General features: G+C 69.2%; 13 protein-coding genes, 1 pseudogene and 1 riboswitch. Of the genes and pseudogenes, 5 read left to right on the forward strand and 9 right to left on the reverse strand.

Going from position 1 to position 19,424, the window contains the following annotated elements; genetic code table 11:
* Positions 1–162: 162 nt before the first annotated feature.
* The 5 genes and pseudogenes from WS70_RS29050 to WS70_RS29075 all read left to right on the forward strand — a co-directional run bounded on the left by WS70_RS29050 (position 163) and on the right by WS70_RS29075 (position 6,704).
* Complete coding sequence (locus WS70_RS29050; protein WP_059598539.1) at positions 163–1,845, forward strand: GMC family oxidoreductase; 1,683 nt, start codon at positions 163–165, stop codon at positions 1,843–1,845.
* Positions 1,832–4,312 carry a flavin-containing monooxygenase gene (locus WS70_RS29055; protein ID WP_059598538.1) on the forward strand — a complete coding sequence of 827 codons (2,481 nt, stop codon included), beginning with the start codon at positions 1,832–1,834 and terminating at the stop codon, positions 4,310–4,312. Before WS70_RS29050 ends, WS70_RS29055 begins: the two co-directional genes overlap by 14 nt.
* A gap of 176 nt (positions 4,313–4,488) precedes the next feature.
* Positions 4,489–4,925, forward strand: a pseudogene (locus WS70_RS33320) (SRPBCC family protein).
* A gap of 334 nt (positions 4,926–5,259) precedes the next feature.
* A complete protein-coding gene (locus tag WS70_RS29065) occupies positions 5,260–5,499 on the forward strand; it encodes a DUF4180 domain-containing protein (protein ID WP_472298000.1) in 240 nt (79 codons plus the stop codon).
* A 257-nt stretch (positions 5,500–5,756) separates the two neighbouring features.
* A complete protein-coding gene (locus tag WS70_RS29075; RefSeq protein WP_059472680.1) occupies positions 5,757–6,704 on the forward strand; it encodes a CPBP family intramembrane glutamic endopeptidase in 948 nt (315 codons plus the stop codon).
* A 170-nt stretch (positions 6,705–6,874) separates the two neighbouring features.
* Here the strand turns inward: WS70_RS29075 and WS70_RS29080 are convergent, their stop codons facing one another.
* The 9 genes from WS70_RS29080 to WS70_RS29120 form a co-directional block, all read right to left on the reverse strand.
* Positions 6,875–8,155, reverse strand: a complete 1,281-nt coding sequence (locus WS70_RS29080; RefSeq protein ID WP_059472679.1) for a voltage-gated chloride channel family protein — start codon at positions 8,153–8,155, stop codon at positions 6,875–6,877.
* An 82-nt stretch (positions 8,156–8,237) separates the two neighbouring features.
* Positions 8,238–8,304, reverse strand: a riboswitch (Fluoride riboswitch).
* 90 nt (positions 8,305–8,394) lie between these two features.
* Positions 8,395–9,117 (reverse strand): haloacid dehalogenase type II, encoded by a 723-nt coding sequence (locus WS70_RS29085; protein WP_059472678.1) that lies wholly within the window; start codon positions 9,115–9,117, stop codon positions 8,395–8,397.
* Between the two features lie 393 nt (positions 9,118–9,510).
* A complete protein-coding gene (cheB, locus tag WS70_RS29090; RefSeq protein WP_059472677.1) occupies positions 9,511–10,536 on the reverse strand; it encodes a chemotaxis response regulator protein-glutamate methylesterase in 1,026 nt (341 codons plus the stop codon).
* 4 nt (positions 10,537–10,540) lie between these two features.
* Complete coding sequence (locus WS70_RS29095; protein ID WP_059598536.1) at positions 10,541–13,054, reverse strand: hybrid sensor histidine kinase/response regulator; 2,514 nt, start codon at positions 13,052–13,054, stop codon at positions 10,541–10,543.
* Positions 13,051–13,773, reverse strand: coding sequence for a chemotaxis protein CheW (locus WS70_RS29100; protein WP_059598535.1), 723 nt, complete (start codon positions 13,771–13,773; stop codon positions 13,051–13,053). Before WS70_RS29100 ends, WS70_RS29095 begins: the two co-directional genes overlap by 4 nt.
* A complete protein-coding gene (locus tag WS70_RS29105) occupies positions 13,754–15,814 on the reverse strand; it encodes a CheR family methyltransferase (protein ID WP_059598534.1) in 2,061 nt (686 codons plus the stop codon). Before WS70_RS29105 ends, WS70_RS29100 begins: the two co-directional genes overlap by 20 nt.
* Positions 15,811–16,350, reverse strand: coding sequence for a chemotaxis protein CheW (locus WS70_RS29110; RefSeq protein WP_059472673.1), 540 nt, complete (start codon positions 16,348–16,350; stop codon positions 15,811–15,813). Before WS70_RS29110 ends, WS70_RS29105 begins: the two co-directional genes overlap by 4 nt.
* A 30-nt stretch (positions 16,351–16,380) precedes the next feature.
* Positions 16,381–18,057, reverse strand: coding sequence for a methyl-accepting chemotaxis protein (locus tag WS70_RS29115; RefSeq protein WP_059472672.1), 1,677 nt, complete (start codon positions 18,055–18,057; stop codon positions 16,381–16,383).
* Positions 18,058–18,228: 171 nt separating this feature from the next.
* On the reverse strand, positions 18,229–19,326 hold the full coding sequence (locus WS70_RS29120; RefSeq protein ID WP_059598533.1) for a hybrid sensor histidine kinase/response regulator: 1,098 nt from the start codon (positions 19,324–19,326) through the stop codon (positions 18,229–18,231).
* Between the last annotated feature and the right edge of the window lie 98 nt (positions 19,327–19,424).

The following is a 19,424-nucleotide window of genomic DNA, read 5'->3' on the forward strand; positions in this document are numbered from 1 at the left end:
TCGAAGATGCGGTTCCCCGCGCGGAGACGACACGATGCACGATACGCGGTCGTCGCACGCAAACCGACGCGAAGGCACGACGCCCGTCCCGGGCAACGGTCGCGGCGAGCCCGTGTCGAGCATGTCGAATCGAATCAACCGATGCATCGAGGAAACGACAGCATGAGCACTACATTCGATTACATCGTCGTCGGCGGCGGCTCGGGAGGCTGCGTTGTCGCGGGCCGGTTGACCGAAGATCGGAACGTCACGGTCTGCGTGCTGGAAGCCGGAGGGCGCGGCGGCGGAGCGCTCGTGACCGTTCCGACCGGCGCCGTCGCGATGATTCCCACCCGGATCAACAATTGGGCGTTCGAGACGGCGCCCCAGCCCGGCCTCGCCGGCCGCAGCGGATACCAGCCCCGCGGCCGGACGCTGGGCGGATCGTCGGCGATCAACGCGATGGTGTACACGCGCGGACATCGCCGCGATTACGACGATTGGGCCGCGCGAGGCAACGCCGGCTGGTCGTACGACGACGTGCTGCCGTACTTCCGCCTCAGCGAGCACAACGAACGAATCGACGACGCATGGCACGGCCGAGGCGGCCCGTTGTGGGTCAGCGATCTGCGCACCGGCAACCCGTTCCATGCGCGCTATCTGGAGGCCGCCCGCCAGATCGGTCTGCCCGTGACCGACGATTTCAACGGCGCGGAACAGGAAGGCGTCGGCCTCTACCAGGTCACCCAGAAGCACGGCGAGCGGTGCAGCGCCGCGCGCGCGTATCTGCTGCCGCATATCGGGCGACGCGATAATCTGCATGTCGAAACGCGTGCGCATGCGCAGCGCATCCTGTTCGATGGCACGCGAGCAATCGGCGTCGAAGTGCGGCAAGGCGGCCGGGTTCGCACCTTCCACGCGCGCCGCGAAGTCGTGCTTGCGTGCGGCGCGCTGCAAACGCCGCAACTGCTGATGCTCTCCGGCGTGGGGCCGATCCAGGAGCTCGACCGCTTCGGCATCCGGCCGCTCCTCCATCTGCCGGGCGTCGGCAAGAACCTTCAGGATCATCCCGACTTCATCTTCGGTTACCGCACGCGCAGCGTCGACACGATCGGCGTATCGGTGCGCGGCGGCCTGCGCCTGTTGCGCGAAGCCGTGCGGTTTCGCCGAACGCGCCGCGGCATGCTCACGTCGAATTTCGCCGAAGGCGGCGCCTTCCTCAGGACCCGCGCCGATCTGGCCGCGCCCGACATCCAGCTCCATTTCGTCGTCGCGCTCGTCGACAATCACGCGCGCAGCCTGCACGGCGGGCACGGCCTGTCATGCCACGTCTGCCTGCTGCGTCCGCGCAGCCGCGGCTCGGTCGCGCTGCGAAGCTGGCATCCGCAGGACGCGCCGCTCATCGACCCCGCGTTCTTCCGGGATCCTCAGGATCTGGAGGACATGGTCGCCGGCTTCAAGCTGACGCGCACGCTGATGCAGGCGCCGGCGCTCGGCGAATGGATCACAGCGGACCTGTTCACCGCGCACGTGAAGACCGACGACGACATCCGCGACGTGCTGCGGCAACGCACGGATACGGTTTACCACCCGGTCGGCACCTGCAGGATGGGGCAGGACGAGCTTGCGGTGGTCGACCCGCAACTGCGCGTGCGCGGGCTCCAGGGCCTGCGCATCGTCGACGCGTCGATCATGCCGACGCTGATCGGCGGCAACACGAACGCGCCGACGATCATGATCGCCGAGAAGGCAGTCGACCTGATCCGCGGCCGCAGCCGCGTTCGATCGTCATCGGGCGAAGCATGCGCGACGCGCGATTCGAAGCAGCCCACACAAGAAAAGGAGATCGGTCATGCGATCGTTTGACGTCGACGGCAGGCTGGACGCCGGGACGCCGTTGGCCGCCGTCATCATCGGCGCGGGCTTCGGCGGCATCGGCATGGCCCGCGCCTTTCGGCAGGCGGGGTTGCACGATTTCGTGATCCTCGAGCGCTCGCACGACGTCGGCGGCGTCTGGCGCGACAACAGCTATCCGGGCGCCGCGTGCGACGTGCCTTCGCATCTGTACTCATTCTCGTTCGAGCCCAACCCAGACTGGTCGCGAACGTTCGCGCATCAGGCGGAGATCCATGCGTACCTGCGGCACTGCGCACGCAAGTACGATCTGATGCGCCACGTCAAGCTCGGCGCCGAAGTTGCAAGCGCCGGGTACGACGAACGCCGATCGCTGTGGCGCGTCGCGCTGACGGACGGAACGATCGTCGCGACAACGCTGCTCGTCACCGCCACGGGACAATTGAGCCGCCCCATTCTCCCGAAACTGGCCGGCATCGAAACGTTCGAGGGGCACGCGTTCCATTCCGCGCACTGGGATCACGGCTACGCGCTGTCCGGGAAACGCGTGGCCGTGGTGGGCACCGGCGCGTCGGCGATCCAGTTCGTGCCCGCGATCGCGAACGACGTCGACCGGCTCACGATCTTCCAGCGCTCGCCCGCATACATCCTGCCGCGTCCCGACCGCGCGTACCGCGGATGGCAAAAGGCGCTGTTCCGCCGCATGCCGTCGACGATGAAGCTCCACCGTGCGTGCATCTATCTGAAATACGAAGCGCGCGCGCTGGCCTTCACGCGCTTCAAGGGGCTGATGCGGTTTTCCGCCCGGCGGCCGTTCGTCCGGCTGTTGTCGACGCAAGTACCGGACGCCGCGCTGCGCGCGAAGCTGACGCCGGACTATCCGATCGGCTGCAAGCGCATCCTGCTGTCGAACGACTACCTCGCCGCGATGAACAAGCCCAACGTCGCGCTCGTGACGGCCGGTATTCGCCGCGTGACGCCCGGCGGCATCGAGACGGAAGACGGCGTCCATCATCCGGTCGACGCGATCGTGTTCGGGACAGGTTTCGCCGCAACCGAGTTTCTCGCGCCGATGCGCATCGTCGGACGCGCCGGCGTAACGCTGAACGACGCGTGGCGGCGCGGCGCACGGGCCTATCTCGGCGTCGCGGTGCCGGATTTTCCGAATTTCTTCATGCTGTACGGCCCGAACACGAATCTCGGGCACAACTCGATCGTATACATGCTGGAGAGCCAGATCGCGCACGTCATCCGGTGCTACGAGGCGATGCGGGCGGCAAACGCGACGGCGATCGACGTCGACGAGCGCCGCTATCGCCAGTTCAACGCACATGTGCAGAAGCGCTTGAGCAAAACGGTATGGAGCGGCTGCACGAGCTGGTACGTGGACGCGAGCGGACACAACAGCGCCAATTGGCACGGCTTCACGCTGTCGTACCGCTGGCTCACGCGCTTCTCGAGCCTGAGCGCGTATCGCATGACGCGCGCGCTGCCGGGCCCCGTCGGCTCGGCGGGCGGCATCGCCGTCGCGGAGCCCGAAGACCGGCTCGAAGCGATCAGCGCGCGTTTCCTGCGCGGCTTGCTGCGGACCACGTTCCGCGTCGTCGTCGGGCCGCCGTTCGGCGTCCGCGTCCAGCGGCGCGCGGTCGCCGCGCTCGCGCCGCTCATGCCCGGCGTCGGCGGCGTCGTCCGCTATCGGGAAACGGCGAGAGACGCGGTGCCCGTCGAAGTGGTCGCGCCGAAACGGGGCGAAGCCGGCGGCGCGATCCTGTATCTGCACGGCGGGGCCTTCTGCCTCGGCGCGCCGCGCACGCATCGCAGCATCACGACGCGCCTCGCGATCGAATCGGGCATGTCGGTGTGGACGCCGGACTACCGGCTCGCGCCGGAGCATCCGTGTCCCGCGGCGTTGCAGGATGCGTTGTCGTGCTATGCGACGCTGCGCGATCAGGGCTACGCCGCCGACCGGATCGTCGTCGCGGGCGATTCAGCGGGCGGCGCGCTGGCGATCGCGCTCGCGATCACCCTCCGGGACCGCGGCGACAGCCTGCCGGCGGCGCTCCTCCTGATTTCGCCCGTCACCGATCCCGGCCTCGGCGGCGAAACCCTGACGTCGATGCGGGAAGACGATCCGATGATTCGTCGCGGCTGGCTCGAGCAAGGGCTGCGCTGGTATCGCGCGCCCGCCGGCGTCGACGCACATTGGCCGCTCGACGCCGACTTGCGCGGTCTTCCGCCGATGCTCGTCCAGGTCGGCGATCAGGAGGTGCTGCTGTCGGATGCGTTGCGGCTCGCCGAGCATGCGGCGGCTTGCGGGACGCCGTGCCGTCTCGAAGTTCACGCGAAGCGGTGGCACGTCTTTCATCTTCAGTCGTTCTATCTGCGCTCCGCATCGACGGCCATTCGCACGCTCGCCGGCTTTGCGCGGCGCTGGACTGCCGAGTCGAGCGCTGAATCGAGCGCCGAGGTCGACGCATGAACGCCCCGCATTCCGGATCGAACCCGCATGCGAGATGCAAACGGATCGCACGCGGCCCGCGCATGGCATTCGACGCCGCGCCCGTCCGCGTGAAGACCGACCCCGCCGCCCCGCGCGCCTGATGTGTCGCGGACGCCACGGCGCATCCCGCTACCACCCGCAACAGAGGAACCACGATGGCAACGCAACGCATAGAAACAACGAAGCGTTCGACGCGCCCGTTCAACGTGTGTTTCGCTTCTTCAGCGAGCACGAGAAGCTCAAATCGCCCTTCGCGCCCGCGAAAATCCGCCGCATCAGCGACGTCGATCTGGAACGCAACGGCGTCGGTTCCGCCCGCCAAATGCAGGTGCGCGGCGCACCGCCCTTCGTCGAGACCGTCACCGCCTATCAGGCAAACCAGTTGACCGAATACCGGATCACCGAAGGCAGTCCCGTTGCTGGACCACCTCGGCGTGATGAAGTTTCTCGCGGGCGACGGCGATCGCATGCGGTTTCATTACGTCATCACGTTCGACGGCAAGGCGCCGCGCATCGCGTCGTGATCTGGCATTTTCTGGAAGGCGGCATTCGCCGCGGCGCGCGCAAGCTCCGGCTGTCGAATCCGTGGTGATCGCGTCGTCGAGATTCGCCAGGATGCCGAGCGTGTGCGGCGGCGGCTGCCGCACGCGGACGTGCGCATGCTCGCCGATCAACCGCACGTCATTCGCGGCCAGGGTGACGCGACGCTCGACTTCCTCGTCGGCAAAACGAAAGATATGTGCGATTGCGCATGACGTCCGGGTCGTCGGCGACGTGCGCGTGCTGCGTTTCGACGCGGCCGACGCGGCCCCCCTGGCCTGCTGATCGTCGCCGCGCGCGAGCATGGCGCGGCGTGGATCGCGCTGCCAGCCGAGCGGCTGCACGACGACTTCTTTCGTCTCGACTCCTGCGTCGCCGGACATTTCGTGCAGAAGCTGATCAACTACGGCGTCAAACGCGCCGTCGTCGGCGACATCGACGCACCGCTCGCGCGCAGCCGCGCGTTGCGCGCGCTCGTGCGCGAGACGAATCGCGGCGATGCGTTCTGGCTCGTCGCGGACTTCGATGCGCTCGCGCAGCGGCTGTGCGAGTGCGGCCGCCGCGCATACGCGTCGAGTGGACACACGCTGAATCGTCGCGCCGCTCGGTCGTCGAAACGTCAATAAGCCGAATCGCCGAAACACCACGTGACGCGACACGCAGCGCGACACATCCCCCGCCGCACCGCCGCACCACCGCGCTCGACGTCGCCGCCGCGCGACGCTCGACATATCGCCAACATTCTCCACAATCGGCATCACCACATTTCCTCGCGCCGGATGTACCATTCGGCCCCGTACGCGCCACATTCCGAGACTTGGCCAAGCGTCGTACGCGAAGGCAATTCGTAAGCCTGATCATCGAAAAAACCCGGGACGCGCAAATGGGAGACGTGAAAAAAACCAGCCGGCCGCCCTCGCTACCGCCTCGACTCAATCGGATCTGGCATGGCGCCGACGGCCTGCGTGCCGGCTGGGCCGTGCTGCTGTATGCCGCGATCGTCGCGGCGATCCTGTTCGTGCTCGGCTACGCGGCGCGCATCGTACACCATCCGTTCCGTCAGCCCAGCGACCTGAGCGCGGCCGGGCAGATTCCGTTCGAGCTCGCGCTGTGCGCGGCCTCGCTGATCGCAACGCGTGTGATGAGCCGCATCGACCGTCGCTCATGGCTCGACTACGGACTGCGCGCACCGCGCAGCGTGTCGCATTTCGTCTGGGGCGCGCTCTTCAGCCTCGTCGCGGTGTCGGCGATCATGGGCCTGCTCGTGCTGACGGGCGGCGCGACGATCGAATACTCGGGCGCGAACCGGACGGCCGCGCTCGAATCGGCGCTCGTGTGGGCGGCCGCGTTCCTGGTCGTCGCACTCGCCGAGGAAGTCGCGTTTCGCGGCTATGCGTTCTTCAAGCTCGCGCAACGCACACATCCCGTCGTCGCGGCCGCGCTCACGTCGCTCGCGTTCGGCATCTCGCACGTGTCGAATCGCAACGAGAACATCGCGGGCATCGTGCCTGTCGTGATCTTCGGGCTCGTCGCGTGCCTCGCGATCTGGCGCACCGGCTCGCTTTGGTGGGTGCTCGGCGAGCATTCGATGTGGGACTGGAGCGAGTCGTTCCTGTTCGGCGCGGCCGACAGCGGACTCACCGCGCACGATACGCTGTTCAGAAGCCACGCGATCGGCCCTGTCTGGCTGAGCGGCGGCACGGTCGGCCCCGAGGCGAGCGTGCTCGTGTTTCCGGCGCTCGCCGCGCTTGCGTACGTCGCGTGGCGCCTGCCGCCGCGCGCGGCGTCGAACGGCGCGGCGCTCGCGCACGGGCGTCGACAGATGATCTGAGCCGGCCCGGCGATCGATCCGGGATCGGCTCGCGCGCGGCCGACGCGTGTCGGTTGTGCTTCGGTTGTGCTTCGGTTGTGCTTCGGTTGTGCTTCGGTTGTGCTTCGGTTGTGCTTCGGTTGTGCTTCGAACGTCACGCGCGCGCCGCTGGGCTCGGGCGCGGCTTGCGATCACTTCGCCGCCGATTCCCGCGCAACCGGCCGCGCGATGCTCGCATCGCCGATGCCCGGCAGCTTCGTCTGCCCGACGCGCTGCGCGCGATAGATACCCGCGTGCCCGGAGAACAGATACGCGACGACGCACGCGAGCGCCGCATACACGCCGATCGGCGTGCCGAATAGCTCGATCGCCATGATCGTCGACGCGATCGGCGTGTTCGCCGCGCCCGCGAACGCCGCGACGAAGCCGAGCCCCGCGAGCACGGGCGTCGGCAGCGCGAGGAGAGGCGACAGCGCGTTGCCGAGCGTCGCGCCGATGTAAAAGAGCGGCGTCACCTCGCCGCCCTTGAAGCCCGACGCGAGCGTGACGACCGTGAACGCGAACTTGCCCGCGAAATCGTAGACGGGCAGCGGCCCGCGAAACGCGGCCTCGATTGTCGGGATGCCGAGGCCGAGATATTGCGGCGTATGCAGGAGCGTCGCCGCGAGCGCGACGAGCGTGCCGCCCGCGACGGGACGCAGCGGCGGATACGCGATCCCTCGCTTCGCGAGTGCGCCGAGCGCATGCGTCGCGGCGGCGAACAGCCTGCCGACGACGCCGAACGCGATACCCGCCGCCACCGCCGACGCGACGCCCGCCGCGCTCAGCGCAGGCACGAACGGCACCGCATAGACGGTGTGATGGATGCCCCACAGCCGGCACACCGCGTCCGCGACGATCGACGCCGCGACGCACGCGAGCAGCGCGTCGTAGCGCAGCCGTCCGATCGCGAGCACTTCGAGTCCGAACACCGCGCCCGCGAGCGGCGTGCCGAACACCGACGCGAAGCCGGCGGCGATCCCGCCCATCAGCATGATCCGGCGGTCGTCGCGATCGAGCCTGAGGAGTTGCGTGACGCGATCGGCAAGCGCGCCGCCCATCTGCACCGCGGTGCCTTCGCGGCCTGCGGAGCCGCCGAACAGATGCGTGACGACCGTCGCGACGAGCACGAGCGGCGCCATCCGCTTCGGCACGATCCGCTGCGGATCGTGGATCTCGTCGATCAGCAGGTTGTTGCCGCGCTCGACGGACTGGCCGACGCGGTGATAGATCCAGCCGGTCGCAAAGCCCGCGACGGGCAGGAGCCACAGCAGCCACGGATGCGCGACGCGCGTGCCGGTCGCGAAATCGAGTGCTCGGAGAAACAGCGCGGACGCCGAGCCGGCGAGCGTGCCCACCACCGCCGACAGCGCGAGCCAGCGGCACAGATGCACGAGCATCGCGACGGGCTCGAGGATTTGCAGACGTTTCATGAATTTCCAGATTCGACAGGACATCAAACCCGGGCGGCAGGACGCCGCGTGTTACGGATGGCCTACGACCTCCTGCACCCAGGAACGCGTAGGCATCATCAGCCGGCTCGCCGGCGGTTGTACGGAGGCATGCCATCTCCGGTCGCCGTGGATTGTACGCGATGCCGGGGCGGAGCGACACCGTCCGTCAGCCTTATCCATGTCCGCCGCCGTGGCCATGATCCGCGCCGCATCGCTCGTCACGCGCCGAACCGCTCCGCCAGCTCGACGAAATCCGCCGCAACGACGTCCCAGTCCTGCTCTGCGCGCAAGTCGGTCGTCTGCGCGGGACCGTGCTCGCGCGGTCGCGCGACGAACGCGGTCCGATAGCCGCAGCCCCGCGCGGCCGCGAGATCGCCGTTGTGTGCGGCGACGAGGCACACCTGCTCGGGCCGCAGCGCGAGGATGTCGGCCGTACGCAGATATGCTTCGGGCGTCGGCTTGTACGCCTGCGCGACTTCCGCGCCGAGAATCACGTCCCACGGCAGTCCCGCGCGCTTCGCCATGTCGACCATCAGGATCACGTTGCCGTTCGACAGCGGCGCGATGATGTAATGCGCCTTCAGCCGCGCGAGCCCCGCGACCGAATCGGGCCACGGATCGAGCCGGTGCCATGCGAGATTCAGTTCGTGCAGATCGGCTTCCGACACGCTCGCGGGATCGATGCCGAACGCCGGCAGGATCGCTTCGAGATTCTCACGATGCAGCACGTCGAGCCGCGTGAACGGCCGGCGGCCGCTTCGCACTGCCTCCATCGCGGGCGAATAGCGCTTGCGCCACGCATCCGCGAACGCGGCCGGGTCGGCTCCCGCGCGGCCGTGCTTCGCCAGAAAAGGCCCCGCGTCGCGAATGACGCCGGAGCGCCAATCGGCCACGGTGCCGAACACGTCGAAAACCAATGCCTTCACGCCAAGCGCTTGCATGATGCTCTCCTGAGCCGTGGGATGACGTTTCAGGATGCCGCGGCCCCGTTCGGGCGAGTCGAGCCGTGTTCGTCGGCCGTGCGCACGCAGTCGGCGACGCACCGCGGAGAACGGACCGCCGGACGATGATGCTGGCGGCATCGTCGAACGCAGGACCGCCCCGTACGACCGCCGAACGCGGACCGCCGCTCCTGCATGTCTGGAAAATCGCACATCTGCTGTCCGACATTATCGGCGACCGCGTGCGCGCATCCGCGCGGGCGGAATCGAGGCCGAAGTCGAAATCGAAATCGAAGCTGAAACCGATGCCGACGCAGACACGGGCACGGGCACGGGCACAGACACAAACACAGACACCAATATCGAAGCCGAACCCGAGCGCGCCCGGCGCGCTCAGCGCCAGCGATGCTTGTTGCGCTGGACGAGCGAGATCAACTGATCGGCGATCTGGTCGAGCGGCAGCACCGCGCTCGCCGCGCCGATCGCGGCGGCCGCCTTCGGCATCCCGTACACGGCGCTCGTCGCCTCGTCCTGCGCGATCGTGTAATGCCCCTTCACGCGCATCGCCTTCAGGCCGAGCGCGCCGTCGCGCCCCATGCCCGTCAGCAGCACGCCGATCGCTTCGCTCGTCCAGTGATCGACGACGCTGTGAAAGAACACGTCGACCGACGGCCGGTAAGGCGTCTCTTCGGGCCGCCGCGTATAGCCGAGCAGCCCGCGCGACGTCAGATGCAGGTGATCGTTCGTCGCCGCGAGCAGCACCTCGCCGAGCTGCGGCGCGCTGCCCTGCCGCGCGATGCGCACCGGCAATGGCGTGTAGCCGTCGAGCCACTGCGCCATCCCGATCGCGAACGCCTGGTCGACGTGCTGAACGATCACGATCGCCGCCGGGAAATCCTCCGGCAGCCGCCGCAGCAGCGCGGTCAACGCGGTGGGCCCGCCCGCCGACGCGCCGATCGCGACGAGCGGCGGCAGCACGCCCTGCGGCGCGGGCGCCGGGACGGGCGCGGAAGAAGGCGTGCGCGTCGCGAGCAGCCGGCCGATCTGGTCGATCTTCGCGAGGAGCGGCTGCGACGGATCGGCGCTGCCGCCCTGCTCGAGCGTCGGCGTATCGACCGCGTCGAGCGCGCCCGCGCCCATCGCCTCGTACACGTACGATGCGTTCGCGCCGACGTTCGCGGTGACGACGAGAATCGCGCACGGCGAGCGCGCCATGATGCTGCGCGTCGCCGTCACGCCGTCGATCCGCGGCATCACGAGGTCCATCAGGACGAGGTCCGGCGGCTGCGCGACGCAGAAGTCGACGGCCTGCTCGCCGTCCGTCGCGACCCACAGCACGCGGTGCTCGGGCCGCAGCGCGATCGTGCGGCGCAGCGCCTCGACGGCGAGCGGCAAGTCGTTGACGATGCCGATGTTCATGGCTTTACGCGCCCCCAATCAGGTCGTGCACGGCGTCGAGCAACGCCTCGTCGTGGAAGCCGCCCTTCGCCAGGTAGTAATCGGCGCCCGCTTCGAGCCCGCGCCGCCGGTCCTCGTCGCGATCCTTGTACGACACGATCATCACGGGCACCGACTTCGAGAGCGGATCGCCCTTGATCAGCGTGACGAGCTCGATGCCGTCCATCCGCGGCATGTCGATGTCGGTGACGACGAGATCGAAGCTGTCGCCGCGGACCGCGTTCCAGCCGTCCATCCCGTCGATCGCGATCGTCACGTCGTAGCCGCGCTTCTCGAGCAATTTCCGTTCGAGCTCGCGCACGGTCAGCGAATCGTCGACGACGAGCACGCGCTTCTTCCGTTGCGCGAGCGGGTCCCGATCGCCGCGCCGCACCTTCGCGAGCTGGCCGCCCCGAATCAGCTTGTCGATCGAGCGGATCAGATCCTCGACGTCGACGATCAGCACCGGATCGCCATTTTCCAGCAGAGCGCCCGCTGCAATGTTCTGAATTTTGTCGAGTCGTCCGTCTAACGGCTGCACGACGAGCATCCGCTCGCCGAGGAAGCGGTCGACCGCGACGCCGTATGTCTCCGGCTCGCCGCCGACGACGACGACGGCCGTCGTCGGACGGCTCTCGTCGAGCTCGCCCGCGTCGAGCAACTGGTGCGCGGTGACGAGGCCGACGCGGCGATCGTCGAGCGGGAAATGCTGCTGGCCCTCGAGCACGTCGATGTCGGTACGGTCGAGTTCGAGCGTGCGGCGCACCTGCACGAGCGGAAACGCGTACGGCTCGCCGCCGACGTCGACGATCAGGCTGCGGATCACCGACAGCGTGAGCGGCAGCTGCAGCACGAAGCGCATCCCGAGGCCCGGTTCGTTGAAGATCCGCACCGCGCCGCGCACCGACTTCACCATCTCCTGCACCGCGTCGAGACCGACGCCGCGGCCGGACACGTCGGTCACCTGCTCGCGCATCGAGAAGCCGGGCAGCAGCAGGAATTCGAGCAGTTCCTGGTCGGACAGGCGCGCCGCCGTGTCCTCGTCGGTCAGGTGATGGCGAACGATCGCCGCGCGCACCGCGGCGAGATCGGCGCCGGGGCCGTCGTCGCTCACGCTGACGAGGAGCGACCCCGCGCTGTGCCGCGCTTCGAGCGTGATGACCGCCTCCGCCGGCTTGCCCCGCGCGACGCGCACGTCGGGCGGCTCGACGCCGTGATCGATCGCGTTGCGCAGCAGATGGCCGAGCGGCGCGTCGAGCATGTCGAGGATGTCGCGGTCGACCTGCGTCGCTTCGCCGACGATCGAGAAGCGCACACGTTTGCCCAGCGAGCGTGCGAGATCGCGCACGACGCGCGGATACGCACGCGTCGCGTCGCCGAACGGACGCATCCGGCACTGCAGCGCTTCGTCGTAGAGCTGCTCGGCGATGTGCGAGCTGCGGCGCTCGAAGCGGTCGAGCTCGTCGAGCCGCGTCGCGAACGTGCGCTGCAAGTCGGTGAACATCTGCCGCACGTCGTGGAGCGCGCCGCGCACGCGCGGATCGGCATCGTCGGCGAGGGCTTCGGCCAGCGTGTCGAGCGAGCGGGACGCGTCGTGCTGCGCGCGCTTCACGCGCAGCATCGACTCGGCGAACGGCTTCAGCCAGCGTGATTCGACGAGCGATTCGCCGGACAGGCTCAACAAGCGGTTCAGCGTTTCGGCGCGCACGCGGCGCATCTGGCTCGACGCGCGCTCGGCGTCGGGCGAACGGGCGGCCTGGTCCGGCGCGTCCGGCAACGTCGCCGGCGTATCCCGCCGCATCGTGTCGCGCGTCGTGTCGGACGCGTGCGCGTCCAGTACGAGCTCGGTGCGAAGCTGCATCGAGTTCGATGCGGGCGACGCGCGGCGACGCGCAGGTGCTGACGCGTGCCGTGGTGTTTGCGTGACGTCGGGGCTGTCGGTCATCGCGCGCGAATCGGCTGCGCTGCGCGAGACGCCGCCGGTTGCAGCGCCCGCATCGCTCGCGCCTGTCGCGCCGATCGAGCCGCGCATGCCGGCCGCTTCGTTTGCGGCGATCGCGTCGCCGGCTCCGCTCGCGCCGACTGCGGCGCCCCACTCGCCTGCCCCCGCATCCGCCGCATCGAGCGCCGCCGCGAACGAGTCGATCTCGCGCTGCGTGACGGGCGCCGCCGTTCGCGGATCGCCGACCCGCACGAGCAAGTCGACGCCCGTCAGCAGCGCATCGACGTGACACGGCGTCAGCGGCTGCCGGCCGTGCTGCGCGGCGACGAAGCAATCCTCCATCCGCCCCGCGATGTCGACGCCCTGAGGCACGCCAACGATCCGCGCCGCCCCCTTCATCGAATGCGCGGCGCGCATGCACGCCTCGAGCGTCGCGGCGTCCTGCGCGCCGCGCTCGAGCGCGAGCAGCCGCTCGGACAGCGCCTGCGTCTGCGTCTGCGTCTCTTCGCGGAACAGCTCGAGCAGCGACGCCCGGCCGAGATCGTCATCGAGACTCATCGCAGGCTCCGCGTCAGCGAATCGAACAGGCGGTCCTCGTCGAGCAGGCCGATCGTCTTGCCGCGCCACGCGAACACGCCGCGCGAATGCGCGCCGCCCGTGCGCGCGACGGTCGCGGGCACGGGCATCCACTCGGACGGCGTGAAGCGCAGCACGCCCTCGACTTCATCGACCGGAAACACGACGGGATCGCCGCGATGCGCGACGACGAGCATCCGCGTGAAGCGCGTGCGCGACGCGGCGCGATCGGCCCGCGCATCGAGGCTCAGCAGCTCGGCGAGCGACACCGCGACGCGCAGCATCCCGCGCACGTTGACGATGCCGAGCACCGCGCGATTGCGCCGATGCGGCAGCGCATGAATCGGCCGCGTATCGGCGATCTCGCGCAGCACGCCGATCGGCAGCGCGAGCCATTCGTCGGCGACGCGAAACGCGAGCGCCGAATGGACGGTCTCGGCCGCGCCGTCGCGCGCCGCCGCCGAGACCGCCGTCGAACGCGGCGCGCGCTCGGCCGCGAGGCGCGCCGCGTCGGCGAGATCCGCATCGGTCAGCGGACGGTCGAGAAGCAGCGCCGCGTGCTGCGCGAACACCGTGCAGTTCAGGCAGCGGCGACAGGCTTCGAGCCGTTCGCACGAACGGTCGCCGCGCGTGCCGATGCGGTTCCAGCAAGCGTCGATCTCGAATGCGATCCGTGGTCGCTCAACGGCGTCGCGGTCCATGGGCTCCTCTTGGTTCGCCGTCGTTCGTGTCGGTCACGGACGAGGCCGATTCGTACTGAGCCGCACGCCGGGCCCGTTGCATCAGCCATTGTGCGCCGTCGCGATCGCCCGCGATGTCGAGCAGCGTCGCCAAATGCGTCAGCGCTTCGTAGTGCGACGGCTCGAGATACAGCGCCTTCCGATAACAGTCCGTCGCTTCGTCGCCGCGGCCCTGCGCGTCGGCGATCAGGCCGAGCAGATAGAACGCGTCGACGCTCGGGCCGGATTGGTCCATCGACGCGCGCACCGCCTGCTGCGCGGCGTCGAACGCGCCTGCGTCGGCGAGGCGGCGGGCGGCGTCGAGCGACGCTTCGGGCGGCACGCCGGCGTACGGATCGGCGCTCGCGCGAGACGCGGCGTCGGTCCCGGCGCCGCCGACGACGACGCGGGACGCGCCGGACGCATGCGACGCGAACGCCGGTTGCGCGACGCCCGACGCGCTCGCGAGCGTCCCGGACGCGGACCACCCCGTATCGAATGTGCGGGCGAGCGATGCGGACGCGCGCGGCGCGGCGCCGACGTCGCGCGCGAGCGGCGCGGCTGCGGGCGAGCCGACATCGGCCGCCGACGTGGAAAGCGAATCGAACACCGGACGCGCACCGCTGGCACTGCGCGCGAGCGGCGCGGCTGCGGGATGCGCGGCGTCGATCGCCGGGGCGAACGATTCGCCGGACGCCTGCGCGGCGTCGGGCGCGCGCGAGAATGCGCGCGCGGCCGTCCAGCCCGTGTCGAATGCGTTCACGGGCGGCGCGCTCGCGGGACGTCCGGCATCGCGAGCCGGCGCGAACGATTCGCCGGCGGGCTCCGCAACACTCGGCGCGCGCGCGAACACGCGGGCCGCAGGCCAGCCGGAATCGCCCGCACGCGCGAGCGGCTCGGATGCGGGACGCGCGGCGTTCGGCGCGGACGTGAACGATTCAGTCGACGGCTCGAACGCGGTCGGCTTACCGTCGATCGCGCGCGCGATCAGCTCGGGCGTCGGCCAGCCGGCATCGACGAACCATTCGTGCGCGATCGCGCGCAACGTGCCGCCGAGCGACTGTGTTCGCTCCGCATCCGCGATGCCCGTCACCGCCGCCGGTCCGCCGCGCCGCGCGCCGCCCGCCGCAGGCGCGCCGATGCCCGCCACGCGGGGCCGCGCCGCCGCATCGGCCGCCGCCTTGTAAAAAGCGAACGCAAGCGGAATCTGCACCGACGTCAGCCCCTGTCGCATCACGACGCCCGTCTCGGCCGGGCCGACGAATACGATCCCGCGCTCGCCGAGTTGCTCCTCGACGATCCGCACGACACGGTCCTGCGCGTCGCGATCGAAATAGATCAGCACGTTGCGACAGAACACGAAGTCGTACGGTTCGCCGGGGCAGCCTAGCAGATCGAGCAGATTCGCCCGCCGGAACCGCACGCATGCGCGCACCCGCTCGTCGAGCACCCAGCCGTCGGCCGCCGCCTTGAAATGCCGGTCGCGGAACTCGAGCGCGTGGCCGCGAAACGAGTTGCGTCCGTAGCGCGCACATTCCGCGTGCTCGATCGCGCGGCCGCTGATGTCGAGCGCGTCGATCTCGAAGCGCGCCGGATCGATGCCCGCATCGAGCAGCACCATCGCCGCCGAATATGGCTCCTCGCCCGTCGAGCACGGCGCACTCAGGATTCGCAGCACGCGCGCGGGCTCCGCGAAGAGCCGCTCGGCGCCGAGCCGCGCGAGCGCGCCGAACGCCTCGCGCTCGCGGAAAAACCAGGTCTCCGGCACGACGAACAGCTCGATCAGCGCGCGCCGCTCGTCGGGCGACGCGTTCAGGCGCTGCCAGTAGGCGTCGACCGCTTCATCCGTGATGGGCGAATGGGGCCGGCCCGACTGCGCGGCCGTGCCGCCGTCGACGCCCGGCCGGGTCGCGGCGATCCGCTCGGCGAGCGCGCGCGCGACGAATTCGTTGCCGAGCGATGCCGGATCGATCCCGGTCTCGCGCGACAGCCATGCATGAAGGCGCGGGTCGAACACGTTCACAGCCCGCCGCCCGCCGGCGCGCCGGCGGGCGGCGCAAGCGGCCCGGCCGGCGCGAGCGACGCCGCATAGTCGAACAGCAGCGCGCGCGCATCGCCGTCGACGATGTGCTGGACCGCGATCCACTGGACGACGCCGTCCGCATCGCTCGCAATCGGTCCGAGCCAACGCGCGTGCGGCGTCGCGATCCCGCTGTCGCGGAACGCGTCGCGCGGAATTCGCGTCGTCTGCGTCGCGCGTTCGACGATGAGCCCGAGCAGACGCACGCGCGGCTGCACGAACGCCGGCTCGGAGGCCGCGGGCAGCCGGTAGCGCACGAGCACGAGCCGCGTCGAGCGCAGATGCTGCGCGGGACGGCCGAGCGCGAGCCGCGGCACGTCGATCACCGGCACCGGCTCGCCGCGATGCATCAAAATGCCGGCCGCCCACGCGGGCGCGCCGGGAATCGTCTTCGTCGCGGCGAACGGCAGCACTTCGGCGATCTCCGCCGCATCGAGCGCATAGCGCTCGCCGTCGAGGTGGAACAGCAGGAACAGCATGTCGGCTCCGCTTTCCGCGTTACGCGCGCATCACGCGTCGACCTTGAAACGCGACACGCCCGTGCGCAACTGATTCGCGACGAGCGTCAGATCGTCGATCGCCTGCGACGATTGCCGCAGCGATTCCGCCGTCTGCTGCGCGGCCTCGGACAGTTGCGACAGCGCCTGCGTGATCTGCTCGGCGCCGCTCGCCTGCGTCTGCATCCCTTCGTTGACCATCTGGAAGCGCGGCGCGAGCGTCTGCACTTCGGCGATGATCTGCGACAGCTGCCCGCCCACCTGCTGCACGTCGCGCATCCCGCGCCGCACCTCCTCGGAGAACTTGTCCATCCCCATCACGCCCGCCGACACCGCCGACTGGATCTCCTTCACCGTCTGCTCGATGTCGTACGTCGCGACGGCCGTCTGATCGGCGAGGCGGCGGATCTCGGTCGCGACGACCGCGAAGCCGCGGCCGTATTCGCCCGCCTTCTCCGCTTCGATCGCCGCGTTCAGCGACAGCAGATTGGTCTGGTCGGCGACCTTCGTGATGGTGGCGACGACCTGGTTGATGTTGATCGCCTTCTCGTTGAGGATCGCGAGCTTCGCGTTCACCGAGCCAGCCGCATCCATCACGCTGCGCATCGTCTCGCCCATCCGCGTGAGGCCGCTCTGGCCGACGCCCGCGAGCGTCGCCGACTGCTCGGCGACCGACGACACTTCGTTCATCGTGCGCAGCAGATCTCGCGACGTCGCGAAGATCTCGCGCGACGTCGCGCCGATCTCGGTCGTCGTTGCCGCGGTCTCGTTCGCGGTCGCCTGCTGCTCGCGCGACGTCGCCGCGATCTCGGCGACCGACGTCGTCACCTGCAGCGACGACTGCTGCGCCTGCGCGACGAGCGCGGTCAGTTCGTCGGCCATCCGGTTGAAGCCGCGCTCGAGCGTGCCGAACTCGTCGTTGCGGCCGAGGTTCAGGCGCTGCGTCAGGTTGCCGGTGCGCATCACGTCGTGCACGTCGATGAGCTGCGCCATCGGCACCGTCACCGCGCGATACAGGAAGTAGCCGAGCACGAGCGCGGACACGAGCACGACGCCGAGCGCGACCGCGAGCGTGATCTCGGTGCCGTGCACCGATTGACGGATCAGCGTCGCCGATTGCTCGGCGAAGCGCCGGTTCTCCTGCACGAGAACGTTCGCATTTCGAATCACTTCTTCCCACACGGGCGTCATCTTCGCATACGCGGCGAGCGCATCGCTCTTCGCGCCGCGCGCCTTCTGCACGGTGTCGTTCAGCAGCGGCAGGTAGCGGTTGTACGAATCATGAAACGTATTGAAGCGCTGCTGGTCGTCGCGGCGGAACGCCGACGCCTGATACGCGGACAACAGCTTGTCGAACTCTTCGAGCATGCCGGGCACCGTCGCGAGATCGCGCCGGACCGCTTCGGCATCGGCGTCGACGAACACCACGCGCTGCAGCGTGATATACGATTCATTCGCGGCCGCGCGCAATGAAGACGCGAGATAAACGCCAGGAAGAGAATCGCGCCCGATGCTGACGGCTTCTTCGTTGATCGCGCGCAGTCGCTGATACGACAGCGCCGCCATGAACAGCATCAGCACGAACAGCACGCCGAAGCTGAGCAGGATCCGGTTGCCCAGCGTGAGCCGGCTGCCGGCGGCGGGTTTGCGAAGAGTCTCGTTGCTGGCGCGGGGCGTCACAGAGGGCATGTCGTTCTATCCAGCTGGCGGAAAATCATGTGAAAAAAGCGTCGCGCGCCACACCGGGCGGATCGCATCGATCCAGCCGCGACGCGAAACCCGGGTATCGCGAGTGTAACTTGAAGCATCGTGTCCGGGGACAGGTCAGGGCGCACGAATGAGCCATACCGTACGCACGCGTCACACGGCGCTCGCATCCTTCGGTATCCGAAGTCCCGCGAGAAAGCCGCGCGGCGTGTAGCGCATCAGGATCTGTCCGCGATGCTTCGCGGCCGTCGCGCGCACGAACGCGAGCCCGAGCCCGAAGCCGCCGCGCTGCGCGCCGCCCGCGGGCACGAGCCGCACGAAAGATTCGGTCGCGGCCGCGCGCTGCTCGGGCGCGATGCCCGCGCCTTCGTCCTCGACGCCGATCAGCCAGCAGTCGCCGTCCTCGACGAGCGTGCAGCGCACCTCGGAGCCCGCGGGACCGTACTTCAGCGCGTTGTCGACGAGATTCGCGACCGCGCGCGTCAGCATCATCCGGTCGCCGATGCACAGGCATTCGGTAGGCGGCACGTCGGCGCGTACGCGGCTGCCGACGCTGCCCGCCTTCTCCCACATCTGGTCGACCGCGTCGAGCACGACCTCGTTCAGGCTCACCGTCTCGCTCGGCCGCTTCTCCGATTGCGCGCGCGTCAGATGAATGAAGCCGTCGGCGAGCGCGAGCGCGCGGCGCGCGTGCGTCTCGATCCGCTCGAGGATCGGCGGCATCGCGCCGCGCTCGTTGCGATAGACGTCGAGGAGCGCAAGGATCGACGTCTGCGGCGTGCGCATGTCGTGCGACAGGAAGTCGAGCACTTCGTCGCGCTGCCGCAGCGTCAGATACGAGTTCGAGTGGTAGCGGATGCGCGCGATCAACTCGATCGTGTCGGGCAGCTTGACGAGATAATCGTTCGCGCCGGCGACGAACGCCGCGCGCTTGACGTCGGGCTCCTCTTTCGCCGACAGCACGATGATCGGCACGCGCGCCGTCTGCGCGTCGGCACGCCATGCGCGCACGAGTTCGAGGCCGTCGATGTCGGGCATCACGAGATCCTGCAGGATCACGGTCGGCTTCACTTCCCTCGCCATCGCGAGTGCGCGCTGCGCGTCGGTGCACGTGTGCAGCACGATGTCGCTCTCCGGGACGAGCGAGCGGCGAATCACTTCGCCGACGAACGCCTGGTCGTCGACCAGCAGCACCGAGATGCCCGATTCAAGCGAATCCGAATCATTATCCCTATTCGTTTTGTTCATCATGTCGTAACGCTACGCAATCGTTGCCTTGTCGCCTGTTCCAGCTCCGTTCGTCGCTCGCGTGCCTGGCGGGTTCGGCATGCGATCGCGTGAGCGCGAGC

The sequence above is a fragment of the Burkholderia mayonis genome (assembly GCF_001523745.2).
Lineage (GTDB): Bacteria > Pseudomonadota > Gammaproteobacteria > Burkholderiales > Burkholderiaceae > Burkholderia > Burkholderia mayonis.